Here is a 16,045-nt window from a genome sequence, read left to right as displayed (position 1 = left end):
CCTCAGTGGATAACTCGACTAACACAGAGCGTCACGAATACGACGTCGTCGTCATCGGCGCGGGCGGCGCCGGCCTGCGGGCCGCGATCGAGGCCCGTCAGCAGGGCAAGAAGACGGCGATCGTGTGCAAGTCGCTGTTCGGCAAGGCGCACACCGTCATGGCCGAGGGCGGCGCCGCCGCCGCGATGGGCAACGTCAACCCGGCCGACAACTGGCAGGTGCACTTCCGTGACACCATGCGCGGCGGCAAGTTCCTCAACAACTGGCGGATGGCCGAGCTGCACGCCAAGGAGGCGCCCGACCGCGTCTGGGAGCTGGAGGCCTGGGGCGCGCTGTTCGACCGCACCAAGGACGGCAAGATCAGTCAGCGGAACTTCGGCGGGCACGAGTACCCGCGGCTCGCACACGTGGGCGACCGTACCGGCCTGGAGCTGATCCGCACCCTGCAGCAGCGCGTCGTCGCCCTCCAGCAGGAGGACTACGAGACGCACGGCGACTACGAGGCCTACATCAAGGTCTTCGCCGAGTGCACGATCACGCGGCTGCTCAAGGACGGCGACCGGATCTCGGGCGCGTTCGGCTACTGGCGCGAGACCGGGAACTTCGTGCTCTTCGACGCCCCGACCGTGGTCCTGGCCACGGGCGGCATCGGCAAGTCGTACGTCGTCACGTCCAACTCCTGGGAGTACACCGGCGACGGCCACGCCCTTGCCCTGCTCGCCGGCGCGAACCTGATCAACATGGAGTTCATCCAGTTCCACCCCACCGGGATGGTCTGGCCGCCCTCCGTGCGCGGCATCCTCGTCACCGAGTCCGTCCGCGGTGACGGCGGCGTGCTGCGCAACTCCGAGGGCAAGCGGTTCATGTTCGACTACATCCCTGACGTGTTCAAGGACAAGTACGCGACCACGGAGGAGGAGGGCGACCGCTGGTACACCGACCAGGCCAACAACCGGCGCCCGCCGGAGCTGCTGCCGCGTGACGAGGTGGCCCGCGCGATCAACGCCGAGGTGAAGGCCGGTCGCGGCTCGCCCCAGGGCGGCGTGTTCCTCGACGTCTCCACCCGGCTCCCTGCCGAGGAGATCAAGAAGCGGCTGCCGTCGATGCACCACCAGTTCAAGGAGCTGGCCGACGTCGACATCACCGCCGAGCCCATGCAGGTGGGCCCGACCTGCCACTACATCATGGGCGGCGTCGAGGTGGACGCCGACACCGCCGCGGCGGCCGTGCCCGGGCTCTTCGCCGCGGGCGAGGTGTCCGGCGGCATGCACGGCTCCAACCGGCTGGGCGGCAACTCGCTGTCCGACCTGCTGGTGTTCGGGCGCCGGGCGGGCGCGGGCGCGGCGGCGTACATCGACTCGCTGGAGGCGCGTCCCCAGGTCCTGCCCGAGCTCGTGGAGGAGGCCCGCGAGGAGGCGATCGCGCCGCTGGGGCGCGACGGCGAGAACCCGTACGAGGTCCACCACGAGCTCCAGCGGACGATGAACGAACTGGTCGGCATCATCCGCAAGGCCGAGGAGGTCTCCGAGGCGCTCCAGGGCGTGGAGAAGCTCAAGGAGCGCGCGCAGCTGGTCGGCGCGGCGGGGTCCCGCATCTACAACCCCGGCTGGCACCTCTCGATCGACCTGCGCAACATGGTGCTGGTCTCGCAGTGCGTGGCGCGCGCCGCGCTGCTGCGCGAGGAGAGCCGCGGCGGGCACACCCGCGACGACTTCCCCGGGATGAACCCGGACTGGCGCCGCAAGCTGCTCGTCTGCTCCACCGAGGACGGCTCCACGGTCAAGGTCGAGGAGAAGCTCCAGCCGTCCATGCGCGACGACCTGATCACCCTGTTCGACCGGGACGAGCTGAAGAAGTACCTCACCGAGGAAGAGATTGCCGAGTTCGACGGGATTTCGAAATGAGTTACAAGGCGAAGTTCAAGGTCTGGCGCGGTGAGGGCGGCGAGGGCAAGCTCGAGGACTTCACCGTCGAGGTGAACGAGGGCGAGGTCGTCCTCGACATCATCCACCGGCTGCAGGCCACGCAGGCGCCCGACCTGGCGGTGCGCTGGAACTGCAAGGCAGGCAAGTGCGGCTCGTGCAGCATGGAGATCAACGGCAAGCCGCGGCTGGGCTGCATGACCCGGATGTCCACGTTCGAGGAGGACGAGACCATCACGGTCACGCCGATGCGGACCTTCCCGGTCATCAAGGACCTGGTCACGGACGTCTCGTTCAACTACCAGAAGGCGCGGGAGGTCCCGTCCTTCACGCCTCCGGCCGGCGTCCGGCCCGGCGAGTACCGGATGCAGCAGGTCGATGTCGAGCGGTCCCAGGAGTTCCGCAAGTGCATCGAGTGCTTCATGTGCAACAACGTCTGCCACGTCATCCGTGACCACGAGGAGAACAAGGCCAACTTCTCCGGCCCCCGGTTCCTCATGCGGATCGCGGAGCTGGACATGCACCCGTACGACGTGGCCGACCGCCAGGAGGCGGCGCAGGACCAGCACGGGCTCGGCTACTGCAACATCACCAAGTGCTGCACCGAGGTCTGCCCCGAACACATCAAGATCACCGACAACGCGCTCATCCCGATGAAGGAGCGCGTGGCGGACCGCAAGTACGACCCGCTGGTGTGGCTCGGCAACAAGATCTTCAGGCGCGCCAAGTAGGCACACGCGAATGAGGGGGGCTGGATCTCCAGCCCCCCTCATTTCGTTGCCCGGCTACTTCTTGCGGCCCCAGCGCCTGCGCTTGGGGTCCGGCATCTCCTTGGTCGCCTCCGGCTGCTCGGGCTCCGGCGGCAGCGGCTGGACGAGGGTCGCCTCCGAGTCCGGCGCCAGGTAGGGCGGCGGGTCGTAGTCCTGCTGCTCCTGGTTCCTGGGCGGCGGGTCGAACAGCGAGGTGCCGCCCTGCCACGGCTCCGAGTCGCCGGACTCCGACGCCGAGGCCGGGCCGAGCGGGCGCTCCTGGCCGGGGACGTCGTACGGGTCGCCGCCGCCCGGCGGGATGTCCTGCGACGGCGGGGCCGCCGGGACCACCGGCTCGAACGGGTCGCGGAACTCCTTGGGCTCTGGCGGCTCGTGGTTGTAGGAGTCGAACTCGTCCGGGTGCAGCACCACGGGCTCCGGCGCCGGCGGGGTCTCCTGCGCGTAACCCTGGGGCGGGTACGCGGGCGGCTCCTCGTAGCCGGGCACCGGGCCGCTCGGATACGTCTGCACCGGGACGAAGCTGATGATCGGCGCGTACGCCGTGCCGCCCGGATAGCCCGGCGCGGGGAAGGCCGCCGTGCCGTAGTAACCGGGCCCCGCGGGGTAACCGCCACCCGGCGGCGCGGGCATGTCCGGCCGGCCCATCGGCGGTCCGGCCTTCCGCACGGCCGCCGCGTGGGCCATCCTGCGCAGCCGTCCCTCGAAGATCAGCACGGCGAAGAGCGCGAGCAGGACCAGCACCAGCGCCGGGATGCTGAGCTTCTGCGTCAGCGACTTCTGGTCGAACTCCGGCGCCGCGTTACGCAGCTCCAGCGGCACCTCCTCGGAGGAGGCGGGCTGCGTGTCGGTCGGCTGCACCGCCGCCGACGGCGGCGTGGCCGGATCGGAGGAGGCGACCTCCGGGATGTCGATGGACGTCTCGGGGGTGTTGCTCTGCGTGGGGGTCGAGCTCGGGACGGGCAGCGGCTGGGGGTTGTCCTCCTGCGGCGGGGCGCTGGTGGTCGCCGGAGGCGTCGTGCTCTTCGTCGGCTTCGGGGTCTTGCTGGCCTTCGTCGGAGACGAGGTGACGGTCCTGGTGACCGTCGTCTCCGGATCCTCGGGCTCCGGCGTGCCCGCCGTCTCGGTGACCGTCACGGTGGTCTGCGGCGTGGTGTCGCACAGCTCGGCGGCGTCACAGGGTTCGATCGGGTCGTACGCCGACACGGACGCGCTCGCGCTCTGTACGATGAACGGCGTCGCTCCGGCGCCGGCCAGACCCAGCGCCAGGACGACGGCAGCCGTGGCCGTCGCTCGCGTGCGTGCCACCGGTGCCCTCCGCGTATCCCGGAACCTTGGTCAAGGGAATACTAGTCGGGTCAAAGTAACAGTAAAGCCCGAATTAACCTACGTTTTGCTTTTTCGGCGTCTTTGCACCGTGCCAATCAACCACAGGGCTCCCAGCAGGACTCCGATGCCCCCTGCGGCCAGCGGCAGACCCTTCGGTCCGTCCAGCGGGCTCACCCAGGCGACAGGGCGGGTGTGCTTGCGCGCCGCGGCGACGTTCCACGGCAGCGGCACCACGCCCTCGGCACCGTGCGCGGACTGCCCGGCCTCCTCCTGAGCGACCTGCGGCGGCGCCACGCCGGGCGCGCCCGGGACGCCGAACCCGCCGGCGATGCCGGACCCTCCCGCGATGCCGGGCCCGCCCGGGATACCAAGCCCACCGGGGATACCGGACCCGCCCGCGATACCAGGCCCACCCGCGATACCGGGCCCGCCTGCGATGCCGGACCCGCCGCCGAGCAGCGGCGGTGACGCGCCGGGCAGGACCAGCGCGGGCGGGGCGCCCGGCGCCTGCTGCGGAACGACTTCCGGCAGCTGCGGCGCGGCCTGAGGCGCCTGCGGTACGGCCTGGGGCACCTGCGGCGCGCCCTGAGGAGGCAGCAGCAGACCCTGGGGCACCTGGGGTACCTGCGGTACGGCCTGAGGCTGCCCGGGCACGCCCTGAGGCAGCTGAGACAGCCCTGGCGCAGCTTGGGGCCGGGGGACGCTCTGAGGCGCCGCGAGGCCACCGATCTCGGCGATCCCGGTCTTCACCCGGCGCCCCGCCCCTCCGGCCACCCCACGCCGCTGCACGCCCCCGGGCCGCTGTCCCAGGGCCTCGGGTATCGCGCCTGCCTCGGCGAGCAGCCGGCGCTTGGCACGCGCCCCGGTGAGCCCCTCGACGTCGGCCCGCCCCTTCGTCCAGGCCCCGGAAGGCAACTGCCCGGCGGGCTCCTGCGGCTGGGCGAGCTCCCCCGCCCCGGCGGGAGCGGCTCCGGAAGGAGAGCCGGGATCGGCGGGCCCCGGCTCCGCCGGGCTCACGCGGACCGCCGGGCCACTGAAGCCCGCGTCCTCGTCCATGACGCGCATGGCGGCGACCTTGGTCTTGGTCGTGAGCGGATCCCCCGGGCCGGCCCGCATCCCGGCCACCGCCGCGAGCACCACCTGCTTCGTCCCCGACGGCGTGGTGAGCGTCACGTCCACGGCCAGCTCACCGTCGATGTCCCCCAGCTCGCACACCCGCGCCCCGGGCGGGACCGTGCTCGTCAGCCTCGAACCGCCCGTGACGCTCAACGCCTGCGCCGCCAGGGCCCGCGTCGCCCGAACCCCGCCCTTGGCGACCCCCAGGCCCGTCCCGACCGCGGGCACGGTCACGGAGGTCGTGGAAGTAGAGGACGAGGTACCGGAGGACGCGCTATCAGAGGACACGTCCAGAACCGCCGAGTCGCAGGTCACCTCCGTCAGCGCCGACGCCGGGCTGGCCGCCACCGCCACCTTGACCCCGTCGGCCATCCCGTTCAGCCGCACCCGGAACCGCTGGACGTCACCCGTCCTGATCCACGTCCCTGGCGTGCTCACCCGCTCCAGCACCAGCGACACCCGAGAGGCCGCCAAGGGTACGGAGGGCACAGCCGCCAGGATCAGTGCCCCCGCAATGATCCAGCCACGCCGCATGACGCCCAACTCCCCCAATACGACAGATGTCACTCGCAGTAATCATTCTGTCACAGAGGGGGAGCACTTAATCCCGCGAAAGGAGCAGATTTTCCACAGTCTTCATAACGGGCAGATCACCCCCGAGCCACTCAACCGAGTAGTACTCGCCGGGCCCCAGCCACCGCAGTTCCAGGTGCTCGCGGGCCTCCGGTACGCCCGAGGCCACCGAGCACAGCCACACGCGCAGCACGTACCCCTCGGAGAGCGCCCAGTCACCGCCCACCTGCTCACCCACCGTGACCTCCACGCCGAGCTCCTCGCGGCACTCGCGGACGAGCGCCGCGGTCTCGCTCTCGCCGGGGTCCACCTTCCCGCCGGGGAACTCCCAGCCGCCCGCGAGCGCCGGAGGCTCCGCGCGCTGGGCGGCCAGCACCCGGGCGCCCGGGGCGACGATCACCGCGGCCACCACGACCGTGTCGAAATCATTCACAGGGAAGGATTCTGCAGCTTCTTCAGCTGCTCCAGTACGTCGGGGTTCTGCAGGGGGCGGGTGAAGCCGAGGCGGTTGTCCCGCGCCTGGTAGCTGGTGACCTTGATCGGCCCGCACAGCCGGCAGCGGGCCTCCAGCATCTTGCCCTTCGACACAACCAGCCCGACGTGCCCGGGATTGTCGGCGGACGTGCCCGGACCGGCGTTGAAGAACACCAGGTCACCCGGCTGTTCCTGGCCGTCTAAAACCTTCACGCCGAACGGCCACTGCCCGAACGTCGTACGCGGGATCGTCAGCCCCGCCTCCCGATATGCGGAGAAGATGACACCCGAGCAGTCGAACGCGTCGGGCCCCGTCCCACCCCACAGATACGGCTTGCCGCGCTGCGCCAGCGCGTATTCCAAAATCTTGGCCACGATGTCGCTCGGCGCGGCCTCCACCAGCGAGTCGTCGCATTCCCCCGAAGCCTGCGGCGGCACCTTGACGTCGCCGGACTTGGCGTACTTCCTGGCGATCGCCTCGACCTGGTCCACGTACCACCAGGCCCGGTTGTAGACGAACAGCGCCTGGCGCACGTTCTCGGGGGCGCCGTTGCGCTTGAGCATCCGCGCGGCGCCCAGGATCGCGTCGGCCGGGTTGTAGACGTCGCCCACGCCGTCGCCGTCGCCGTCGGAGGCGTACCCGGTGAACTTCGACGACATCGCCACCCTGGCCTTGCCGCCCCACGTGGAGATCAGGAACTGCATCGGCCCGGCCGCGCCCGCGTAGTTCGTGCCGCTCTTGACCCCGGGAAGGTTGGAGCGGCCGTGGTCGGTCTCGCGCTTGCCCACGGCGGCCAGGATGTTCCACTGGACGCCGATCTTCTTGCCGTACTCCTTGTAGAACTCCAGGTATTCGGCCGGGATGTCCGACGTCGCCGAGTCGGACACCTCCTCCACCTGCTTGCTGTCGTTGCAGTCGGGAGAGATGCCGCCGTCGCTGAGGAACGACGGCATCGAGATCAGCAGCATCGGCGACACGATGACCGCCACCAGGAGCAGCACGCCGGCGGCGCCGATCAGCAGGGCGAGCCGGGTGCGTGAGAGCTTCACCCCGAGATGTCCCCCTCCTGGCCTTCCGCGGCGGGCCGGATGTCGAAGATCCGCCAGTCGGCTCCCGACTGGGTCACCGTGACCGCGTACTCCTCCTGAGTCGTCTGGTTACCGCTCTTGGCGGTGACCTGCCTCGCCGAGGCGACCACGAAGATGATGGAGCTCTTCTCGATCTGCCTGATCTCCTTCAGCCTGGCCGTGGCCGTGGAGACGGTCTGGTCGTTGCGGTTCTGCTCGATGGTGCCCGCCGAGGTCATGGTCCTGGTCAGCTCGTTGCCGAGCTCGGCCGTCGTGTACGCCTTCACGCGGGCCGCGTACGCCGCCGGGTCCTCGTCGTACCTGAAGGTGCCGTACGCGGCGGTGAACCGCTCGGCCAGGTCCGCCGTCGCGGCGAGCTGCTCCTTCCTCATCGGCAGGTACGAGTAGACGTCGAACGGCGCGGCGCTCGCGGTCGCCAGCGGCGTGTTCGCCGGGGCCGGCGCGCTGACGACCCCGGTCGGCTCCTGCCTGGGCTCGGCCCGGTCCTGCGAGTCGGGCCACATGGTCAGGTAGATGCCGACCGCGGCGATGACCACGACGACGGCGGCGAAGGCCACCCCTCGCCTGTCACCTCGCTGCACCATGTTTGCTCAGTCCTTGTCCGGGCTGCTCGGCTTGAGCCAGAACGGCACATCCGGGCTGTCGCCGCCGGAGCCGCCGCCGTTGCGGCTGCCGCGCAGCCAGAGGGGCGGGGCCTCGGAGGTGCGCGGCGAGGGCTCGTCCGAGCCGAAGATCCTGGGGCCTCCCGAGCCGCCGCTCGACCGGGCGCCGCCGTTGGCCCTCGAACCGCCGCCGAACAGGCTGCCACCCGAGCCGCCACCAGAACCGCCGCCCGAACCACTGCGCGACCCGCCGCCCGAGTTCCCGCCCGAGCCGCCGCCGAACAGCCCGCCGCCGCCACCGCGCGAACGGGTGCCGCCCGACCGGGACCCGCCCGAGCCGCCGAACCGCGAACCGCGCGACCCCGACGAACCGCCACGGGAGGCCCAGCCGCCGCCGGACCGGCCGCCGAACCAGCCGCCCGCCGAGCCGCCGCCGGAGGAACCACCGGAGCCGCCGGAGGCCGTGCCACCGGAGCCGGCCGCGCCGGCCGTCCGGGGGCCGCCTGCCGCGGGACCGCGGGAGCGGGTGGGCGTGCCCAGGTTGAGCGGTGGGGCGGTGCCCCTGCGAGGCTCCAACGGCACCCTGGCGGCCGCCTTGCCGCCCTGCGCGTCGGTGTCCAGCGGCGCCGCCGTGGCCGGGACCCTGGTGCCCGAGGGAACGCCTTCGCCCTCCTCGGCGCGTACCCGGGCCTGCCCCGCGGTGGCCGCCGCCGAGGCCGCGGCGCCCGCCGCGCCGGCCACGCCGGCCGCCCTGATGAGCGGCTCGGCCTTGCGCAGCCCCCAGCGGCCGATCCGGGCCGAGGCGACCGGCGGCAGCGCGCCCGCGGACCGTTCGAGGACCGACGAGCTCGCCGCCTCGCCCAGCATGCGGGTGGCGACCGTGTGGCCGTTCATCGAGGCGAACAGGTGCTGGAACGGCCTGCGGTAGAAGAACACCGCGATCGTCAGCAGGGCCATGAACAGCACCTGCAGGCCCCAGGGCATGGCCGTGGAGATGATCAGGGCATAGCCGTACACGAGGACGCTGAGCACCAGCGTGAGCACGGCCTGTCTGAGCAGCGTGCCGATGAGCATCTCCACCCAGCGCATGGCCACGATCCGGCCGCTGCCCGGATGGACGCCGATCAGCAGGAACACCGGCCCGAGGATCAGCAGCAGCAGGAAGCCCACCTTCAGCACCAGCAGCGAGACCGCCACCAGGAAGATGAGCAGCCCCGCCACTATGGCCGCGATGAACGCGCCGACGGCCACGCCGAGCCGGTTGGACCAGTCACGGCCGGAGAAGACGGTGTAGACGGGGTCGTTCTTGAGCTTGTCGGCCAGCGAGGCGTACTCCGACTGGCGGGCGCCCACGTCGGGCGCCGGCTGGCCGGCCACGGCCCGCGGGACCGACTGCATCTCCAGCACCTTGCGGCCCCAGTCGCGCACGATCGGCTGCTGCGGGTCGGCGGTGCCGAACAGGCCCACCAGCCACGGCTTGCAGACCAGCGTGGACCACAGCGCGTCGGCGTTCTGGTCGACGCCCGGCGTGCCGCTCTGGGCGTAGCCGCCGGCCTGGACCTTGGCCTCGCCCCCGCCGGGCGGCGGCAGGCAGGACGCCCCGCCCGCGCCGGGCAGGCCGGAGAAGGCCGAGTTGACGACCTCGCCGGTCTTGTCGGTGACGACCTTGCCCAGGCCCGTGAAGTCGCCGGGACGGCTGAGGAACCAGACCGCCACGGTGACGGCCAGCACCATCCAGATCACGCCCTCGGCGGTCGTGGTGGCGCGCTTGCGGATCAGCCCGTACCAGGCCAGCCAGATGGCGCCGAGGATGACGACCGGCTGCAGGAAGGGCCAGTACATGGCCTTGGAGAGGTTCGTGACGATGTCGTCGACGACGTCCTTGATCGCCTGGAGCGGCCCTTCCGTCGCCGCCGCCTGGTACGTGGTGATCGTCAGCCGGTCGATGGCCTTGGCCGCGGTGAAGATGCCGTTGGCCCACATGTTGCCGAGCACGGCCACGTACTCGGAGCAGCCCAGGTCATGGGTGTGCCAGAACTGGCCGCTCATGCCGAACTGGCTGTAGTTGGTGGTCGGCGTCTGCGGCCCGCCCGGGGGAGCCGGGGCCTGGATCAGGCCGTCGGTGCCGCCGCCGACCATCTCCGGGTTGAGCGGGCCCGACAGGTCACAGGGTGCCGCGGCGGCCGGGGCCGACAGCCCGCCCACCACGATCGGGACCACGAGAATGCTCGTGACGAGCGCGAACGCCAGTGCGAGCCGTCGAGACAGCCTGATCTTCATGACCGTACCTCCTGCGCCCTGCCCACGCCCCCCTGAAGATCATCATGCCCGCTGCCGTCGGGTTTGTCGTGCGTCGGGTTCGTGTCGAGCCAACGGAGAAGTTCCTCCGAGATGAGGTCTACTCCGATCCGCCCCGCCCTGCCATCCAGATCACGGAAAATGCATTCGCCGTTGCCGAGCGAGCGCAGCACGGCCTTGTGCTCTTCCGACTGCTCCACCCCGAGCAGGGACAGGACGTGGTCCACCTCCACCCGTTCGGTGGACCTGAACGCGAAGACCGACGACAGGCAGTTCGTCACCTGCTCGTTGAGCAGGTCGCCCGCGTTCTGCGAGACCAGCACGAGAGCGGTGTTGCGGGAGCGGCCCATCCGGCTGACCTCGGGCACCAGCTTGGCGCCCTCGGGCGTGGAGGTGATCGCCCACGCCTCGTCCAGGAAGATCGCCTTGGGGGCGCGCCGGTCGAGGCCGTTCATCAGCCTGCGCGCGAACTGGGAGACCAGGTAGAGCAGCGCCACCGACAGGCGCTGCTCGTAGGAGTAGTCGTCCCTGGTCGTGGCCACGTCGGGCAGCGTCAGCCCGCCCAGCGTGAACACGGTCGTCCACCCCTCGCTGTCGATCTGGTCGCCGCCCGAGGCGTCGAAGCAGAGCCTGGCCAGGTGCATCTCCGACATGGAGCGCAGCACCGCGCCCAGGTTCTTCGACGCGGGGTCCTCGGCCTGCTCCAGGAACTCGACGACCTTGCCGAGCGACGGGTCGGGCGCGTTGGAGACCGCGGCCACCGCCTGGATCATCGCCGACTCGCGCTCCTCCGACATGCGGGGCAGCAGCAGCCGCAGCGTCTCGGTGGCCATGGTCTTCTTCGCCGCGATGTCGTCGCCGAACGAGAACGGGTCGAGCAGCCCCGGCGCCGCCGACCCCAGAGGGATGATGCGGGCCTTGCGGCCCCGCTTCTCCAGCAGGCGCACGAGCGACTCGGCGTCGCCCTTCGGGTCGATCACCGCGACCGTCACGCCCCTGAGCGCCATCTGGTAGATCATCAGCAGCGCGAGCGTGGTCTTGCCGCCGCCGGGCTCGCCGGTGATCGCGATCGCGGTCGGCCGGTTGCGGGTGGCCGCCACCAGCGGGTCGAAGTGCACGATGCTGCGGGCCCTGCCGACGGTCTCGCCGATGTACGGGCCGCGCCAGCCCTCGGTGCCGTCGCCCAGCCGGTCGCCGAGATCGACGGTGGCGGTGGCCATGCCGCCCGCGATGGTGCGCAGCGGCTGGCGCTGCGCGTAGGCGTTGACGCGTACCTTCTCGCCCGGCAGCGTCTCGCAGAACAGCGAGAACTGGTCGCCCGTCGAGTTGACCACGTCGATGCCCATGTCGCGGTAGTGCTCGACGACCGCCTCGACGCGCTGCACGCACATGTCCTCGGTGGGGGCCGACACGATCAGGCGGTGCCAGCCGTACACGAAGGGCAGGCGCTCCTTCGTGATGCCGTGCTCCAGCATGCGGGCCGCGTCGATCTGCTCGGCCAGCGCCAGCGGCGCCTCCGCGCCGGCCTCGCGGATGTGGTGGTCCATGTCGCGGGCGTGCGCGAGCTTGCGCGCGACGTCCTTGGACGCCTTGACCGGCGGGATCAGCCGCATCCGCGACGAGATCTCCACGGGGAACGCCAACTGGTCCGCGAAGTGCATCCACGGCTCGCCGTCCGGGAACGGCATGAGGTCGGGGAACCTCGCGAACGACAGGTAGGCCACGTACGAGTCGCCCTGCGGCTGCACGATGCGCAGCAGCGACCTGCCGTTGTGGATCTCCCCCTCGACCAGCGACTCGATCTCGCCCTTGCCCCAGCGCCGCTTCGGACTGGCCGACGGCGGCGGATCGCCGAGCGCGCCCGAGGCCGCGTGCTGGAACAGCCAGGCCACCTCCACGGACGTGGCGTGCCTGGCGTAGAGGGCGCTCGACGCGAGCGCTCTGCCGAGGCGTTCGGCCTGCTCGGTCCAGCGCCCGATCTCGCTGTCGGGGACGTGGTCGTCCTCCATGCCGAGCGCCTTCTCGGTCTTCTGGTAGAAGCCGAACAGCTGGGACAGCACGCCGGCGCCGAGCTGCTTGCCGCGCGGGCCGAGCCGTACGCCGAGGTAGACCTCCTTGGACCAGAAGTCCTTCGCCCAGACGTGCCGGTACATCTCCTCCAGGTAGTCGCGCCAGCCGGACCCCTCGTCGGACGTGGCGTTGAGCGCCATCGCCCACTCCGCGGCGGGGTACGTGCGGTGCGCGACCCTCAGGTGGACCTCGGCATCGGGCATCCTGATCGCGGCCAGCGCGATGGTGATGTTGGTGGCCAGCGCCTCGCGTTCGTCTGGTGTGACGAACTCGTAGCTGACCGTCGGAAGGCGGAAGTACGCCCATGCGCAGGTGTCCGTGAGCAGGATGCGGTCGTCGAAATAACGGACCCCAAGGCGCTGGTGCGCTCGTGCCGCCCTGCTCATGCCGCCCCCTCGGCGCATGAACGGGCCAGACCTGCTCGCTTGTTCACTTATCGCTCACCGATTCTCGTGCCCGGGGGGTCACTCGCCCACTCCTCCTCGCTCGGTCGGACGGTCTGTGCCTGTGCCGCGAAGCCCGCGATCACGACGCCGGCCAGAGCGAGGTAGGCCCGCTTGCCGGCCGCGCGCAACTGCCCCGGGTCGACGACCTCCACGCCCTCGGGCGCCAGGCCGTCCTCCCAGGGGACCCTGACGATGGCCCGGCACCTGCCCCTGGCCACCGACTCCGCCTGCTCGACGTCGGCCATCGAACGCCTGCTCACGCCGTTGACCACCATGACCGCACGCCTGCGCAGCTCCGCGCAGCCGTGCCCGTCGAGCCACTCGTACGTCATCGCCACCGCCTCGGACGCCTCCTCGCTCGCGGGGACCACCAGGACGAGCTGGTCCGCGTACGGCAGCAGCCTGGCCGCCAGCGCGGCGGCCGGGTCGATGACGGCGAGCTTGTAGTGGCGGTCCAGCAGGCGCATGGACTCGCCCAGCCGGTGGTCGGAGAAGAACGACCGGTCCGCCAGCCGCTGCTCGGCGCCCGCGTCGGTGTCCGCGCTGATCACCTCCAGCCCGGAGGCGGTCCTCGTGGTGTAACCACGCATCGTGAGATACCCGCTGACGCGGTCGAGCCCGGACAGCAGCGAGGTGAGGGTTTCTGGCGTCTCCGGCTGGATCTTGCTCGTCAGGGTGCCGCCGCCGGTGTTGGCGTCGACGGCCACGACCCTGTCGTCGCGGTATCTGGCGAAGGTGTGGCCCAGCATGAGCGCCGTCGTGCTCTGACCGGCGCCGCCGGTGCAGCCCAGGACCACGATCCTGCGGCTGCCGCCGAACACGCCCCTGGCCCTGGCCTCGTCGACCTCGGACCCGTCCGTCCGGACCCCGCCGCCGCCGACGACCACCTGCGCGATCCTCCGCCACCCCCCGGAGTCACGCCCCACCACCGACTCGACCCGCCGCACCCGTCCTTCACCCGGACGCGGGACGGGCACGGGAGCGACAAAGTCACCACCCCGCTCCTGAACCGCACCCCGGCCATCACCCTCAGCCGCGGTCCGACCGTCACCCGCACTCGCCGCCGCAGTCCGACCGTCACCGGCACCCGCCGCCGCGCCCCGGCCATCACCAGCGCCTGCCGCCGTGCTCTGAGGGCCACCGGCGCCCGCCGCCGCAATGCGCCGGTCACCGGCCGCCGGACCACGTGCGTCGGGCACAGCCGCACCCTGGCCGCCGCGCGCACCGGGCAAGGGCGCACCCCGATCACCGCGCGTGCCGGGGAACTGCGCAACCTGGTCGCCACGCGTGCCGGGCAGGGACGAGCCCCGGTCGCCGCGCTTCCCGGGCAGAGGCGCAACCGGCGCATCGCCCTTAGCGGCGGGTCGCCGTGCCACGAAGCGCTCGGGCCGATCATCAACCGCACCAGGCTCCTGCGCATCGACGCCACCGGGCACATCAGCGCCGCTGGACACGTCAACGCTGCCAAGCACATCGGCAGTGTCAGGCGCTTCTGCGGTGCCGGGCACGTCAACGCCGCCGGGCACATCAACGCTGCCAGGCGCTTCTGCGGTGCCGATAGCTTCTGCGTTTCCGGGCACGTCGGCAGTGCCGGGCGCTTCTGCGGTGCCGGGCACGTCAGCGCCACCGGGCGCTTCTGTGTTGCCGGACGCGTCGGCGGCTCGCTGCGAGACGCCGCGCTCCGGCTCACCGTGCGCTGGCTCGCCGTGCGGCTCGTCATGCGATTCGTCGTGCGCCGCGACTGGCGCTTCCACGTCGCCGGGCGCATCTACGCCGTCGCCGTCACGTCCTTCGGCGTCCTCGCCGACCTCGCCGACCAGCTGCAGCGTGCGGCCCTTCGACCCGCCGTGCACCGCACCCGGCGCGTCCACGCCACCCGGCGCATCCACGGCCTCACCGACCGACTGCGGCGTATCGCCCTTCGGCCCCATCCCCTGGGCAGGCGCATCGCCCTTCGACTCCATGCCCGGGGCACTCGGCGCATCCGCGTTGTCGCGCATCTCGGCGACTTCGCCAACCGTCTCCGGTACATCGCCCTTACGCCCGTCGCCCGCCGCGTCCACACCATGCGCGCCCGCGACCTCGGCGGAGTGCGTTCCGGGGCGGGCGGTGGATGGGCGGGGCAGGGGCTTGGCGTCGGGGTTGAGCGGCGGCCAGACGCGCTGCGGCCCGGACAGCACCGGCGCGGCGCCCAGCCGGGGCGGCTGCCCCTTCCTGTGCTGGTCCCGCGCGACCTCGTCCTCGCGCCGCTCCTCTTCGGGTTCCTGCCGCTCCCCCTCAGGACGTCCCGAGGATGAGGATTCGGCGGGCGCGTCGGCGCTCGCCGCGAGCCGGCGCAGCCGCCGCAGCGCCTCGGTGTCGATGGGCTTGCCCGCGGCGGGCTTGTGGCCCTCCGCCTCACGAACCGGCCCGGCCGTCTCGCGCGCCGGCCCGGCCGTCTCACGCTCGGCCCGCGCGTCCTCGCGCGATCCGTGACCGAGCCCTTGTACGTCTCCGGCCCGGCCCACAACCTCCTGGGCCCGGCCCGCAACCTCCTGGCGCCCGGCGGCGGCTTCGCGGACCCGCGTCTCGGCGGCGGGCTCCTGAGCCCCGGCGTCGGCCAGAGCGGCGGCGGCCTCTCCCCACTCCGGGTGCTCCAGGGCGGGAGGCTCGGCGCTCTCGTGAACGCCGGGCGGCAGAGCGTCCTGACGGCGTCCAGGGCCGCCTGGAAGGGCCTTCTCGCGCCGCGGCGCACCGGCCCCGGCCCTCGGTGCCGAAGGCGGCGCCGTCTCGCGTGCCCGGGCCTTGAGGGCGGGCGCGGTGCCGCGGCGGGTGCCCCAGCGGCCGGTGGTCGGCTCCGCCACGGGAGCCTGGGAAGCGGCGGCGGCAGCGGCCGCGACGGCGGGGCGGACCTGGCGGGGCCCGGAGATCCGCTGGCCCTCGCGCCGACGCTGCGGCTGGCGGGCCTTGCGGGGCGCCTTCGACTTGGCCCGCGCGGGGGTGGTGCGCCAGACGCGCCCGGAGAACGTGATCGTCTCGGACTCCGACGTGGGCGCGAGGCGGTACCACGCCTTGGGCTGGCCCAGGTAGCGGAGCTGGGACTCCAGGAGCTCGGTGAGCCGCTTGCCCTCGATGACGGGACGGGTGGACAGCCACGTCACGATCCCGGGCGGCACGAGGTAGAGCACGTGCCACGGCATCTCCACGGGCACGCCCACCAGGACCAGCAGGAGCGACCACGGAACGAACACCCCGACGAAAACGCCGATCCAGACGATCGGGAGCGGCATCGGCAGCCGTAGGTCGTACAGCTTGTAGAGCCGCTTCTCGATCCGCCAGATGTTCGTATATGTGGGCAGGTCCACGCCGGTCCTCCTCTC

At 71.8% G+C, this 16,045-nt stretch carries 10 protein-coding genes; 2 read left to right on the top strand and 8 right to left on the bottom strand.

Going from position 1 to position 16,045, the window contains the following annotated elements:
- The first annotated feature begins 5 nt into the window (after positions 1-5).
- Together ABZS69_RS10985 and ABZS69_RS10980 are read left to right on the top strand one after the other, a co-directional pair.
- Positions 6-1,904: a fumarate reductase/succinate dehydrogenase flavoprotein subunit gene (locus tag ABZS69_RS10985; RefSeq protein WP_355369579.1), complete on the top strand. Its 1,899-nt coding sequence runs from the start codon at positions 6-8 to the stop codon at positions 1,902-1,904.
- The gene (locus ABZS69_RS10980; protein ID WP_355369577.1) at positions 1,901-2,653 is read left to right on the top strand and encodes a succinate dehydrogenase/fumarate reductase iron-sulfur subunit; all 753 of its coding nucleotides are present in this window, start codon (positions 1,901-1,903) and stop codon (positions 2,651-2,653) included. Before ABZS69_RS10985 ends, ABZS69_RS10980 begins: the two co-directional genes overlap by 4 nt.
- 54 nt (positions 2,654-2,707) lie before the next feature.
- On the opposite strand, the gene ABZS69_RS10975 is transcribed toward ABZS69_RS10980, so the two are convergent.
- The 8 genes from ABZS69_RS10975 to ABZS69_RS10940 all read right to left on the bottom strand — a co-directional run bounded on the left by ABZS69_RS10975 (position 2,708) and on the right by ABZS69_RS10940 (position 16,030).
- Positions 2,708-3,997: a hypothetical protein gene (locus ABZS69_RS10975; RefSeq protein WP_355369575.1), complete on the bottom strand. Its 1,290-nt coding sequence runs from the start codon at positions 3,995-3,997 to the stop codon at positions 2,708-2,710.
- Positions 3,998-4,075: 78 nt separating this feature from the next.
- Positions 4,076-5,623, bottom strand: coding sequence for a hypothetical protein (locus ABZS69_RS10970; RefSeq protein ID WP_355369573.1), 1,548 nt, complete (start codon positions 5,621-5,623; stop codon positions 4,076-4,078).
- Between the two features lie 112 nt (positions 5,624-5,735).
- Positions 5,736-6,140 (bottom strand): (deoxy)nucleoside triphosphate pyrophosphohydrolase, encoded by a 405-nt coding sequence (locus tag ABZS69_RS10965; RefSeq protein ID WP_355369571.1) that lies wholly within the window; start codon positions 6,138-6,140, stop codon positions 5,736-5,738.
- The gene (locus ABZS69_RS10960) at positions 6,137-6,745 is read right to left on the bottom strand and encodes a C40 family peptidase (RefSeq protein WP_355369863.1); all 609 of its coding nucleotides are present in this window, start codon (positions 6,743-6,745) and stop codon (positions 6,137-6,139) included. The genes ABZS69_RS10965 and ABZS69_RS10960 overlap by 4 nt, the downstream gene beginning before the upstream one ends.
- Before the next feature lie 482 nt (positions 6,746-7,227).
- Positions 7,228-7,854 carry a hypothetical protein gene (locus tag ABZS69_RS10955; protein ID WP_355369569.1) on the bottom strand — a complete coding sequence of 209 codons (627 nt, stop codon included), beginning with the start codon at positions 7,852-7,854 and terminating at the stop codon, positions 7,228-7,230.
- Positions 7,855-7,860: 6 nt separating this feature from the next.
- A complete protein-coding gene (locus ABZS69_RS10950) occupies positions 7,861-10,152 on the bottom strand; it encodes a type IV secretion system protein (RefSeq protein ID WP_355369568.1) in 2,292 nt (763 codons plus the stop codon).
- Complete coding sequence (locus tag ABZS69_RS10945) at positions 10,149-12,626, bottom strand: ATP-binding protein (protein WP_355369566.1); 2,478 nt, start codon at positions 12,624-12,626, stop codon at positions 10,149-10,151. The genes ABZS69_RS10950 and ABZS69_RS10945 overlap by 4 nt, the downstream gene beginning before the upstream one ends.
- Positions 12,627-12,673: 47 nt before the next feature.
- Positions 12,674-16,030: a TcpE family conjugal transfer membrane protein gene (locus tag ABZS69_RS10940; protein WP_355369564.1), complete on the bottom strand. Its 3,357-nt coding sequence runs from the start codon at positions 16,028-16,030 to the stop codon at positions 12,674-12,676.
- Positions 16,031-16,045 lie beyond the last annotated feature (15 nt).

Source organism: Nonomuraea sp. NPDC005650, from assembly GCF_040605375.1.
Classification (GTDB): domain Bacteria; phylum Actinomycetota; class Actinomycetes; order Streptosporangiales; family Streptosporangiaceae; genus Nonomuraea.
The sequence above is the reverse complement of the archived record's forward strand: the minus strand, read 5'-3'. Positions and strand labels throughout refer to the sequence as shown.

Excerpts from the sequence above, each read along its gene's own strand:
- ABZS69_RS10945 (WP_355369566.1), bottom strand. The coding sequence starts at position 12,626 with ATGAGCAGGGCGGCACGAGCGCACCAGCGCCTTGGGGTCCGTTATTTC.
- ABZS69_RS10950 (WP_355369568.1), bottom strand. The coding sequence starts at position 10,152 with ATGAAGATCAGGCTGTCTCGACGGCTCGCACTGGCGTTCGCGCTCGTC.
- ABZS69_RS10980 (WP_355369577.1), top strand. The coding sequence starts at position 1,901 with ATGAGTTACAAGGCGAAGTTCAAGGTCTGGCGCGGTGAGGGCGGCGAG.
- ABZS69_RS10960 (WP_355369863.1), bottom strand. The coding sequence starts at position 6,745 with ATGCTCAAGCGCAACGGCGCCCCCGAGAACGTGCGCCAGGCGCTGTTC.
- ABZS69_RS10955 (WP_355369569.1), bottom strand. The coding sequence starts at position 7,854 with ATGGTGCAGCGAGGTGACAGGCGAGGGGTGGCCTTCGCCGCCGTCGTC.